At 47.5% G+C, this 653-nt stretch carries 2 pseudogenes; both read right to left on the minus strand.

Going from position 1 to position 653, the window contains the following annotated elements:
• Positions 1-406: pseudogene (carB, locus tag A3763_RS06910) on the minus strand (carbamoyl phosphate synthase large subunit); the annotation flags it as partial.
• A gap of 110 nt (positions 407-516) precedes the next feature.
• Positions 517-653, minus strand: a pseudogene (locus A3763_RS27470) (carbamoyl-phosphate synthase small subunit); the annotation flags it as partial.

The raw sequence follows: 653 nt of genomic DNA on the forward strand, positions 1-653 counted from the left end.
TTGCTGTATCAAAGCGCTCACGATCTTCCGCTTTGTCGATGGTATCAGCATTCGCTCCAACCATTTCAACGTTGTACTTATCAAGCACACCTTCGCGCTCTAGGTCCAATGCACAGTTCAATGCAGTCTGACCACCCATTGTTGGCAACAACACGTCAGGGCGCTCTTTCTCGATAATCTTTTCAACTGTCTGCCAGGTAATCGGCTCGATATAAGTCGCATCGGCCATTGCAGGATCAGTCATAATGGTTGCCGGGTTAGAGTTAACCAAGATAACTCGATAACCCTCTTCGCGAAGCGCTTTACACGCTTGAGCACCTGAATAGTCAAACTCACAGGCCTGCCCGATGACGATAGGGCCGGCGCCTAGTATTAGAATACTCTTTATGTCGGTACGCTTTGGCATTTAATTCTTTCCGTTCTCTAAGAGTTAGGTTGTAAATAGCTAAGGTGCTCACTCACAACAAAATAGGTTCACTTTCAGCAAGTATTTTGCTGACTAAACAACAGTACTAATTACTTAGCACGAGCTCTCATCGTATCGATGAAGCGGTCAAACAAAGGCGCGACATCATGCGGGCCCGGGCTCGCTTCGGGATGGCCCTGGAAACTAAACGCTGGAGTATCCGTGCGTTCAATACCTTGTAAGGAAC

This window comes from Oleiphilus sp. HI0128 (assembly GCF_001635365.1).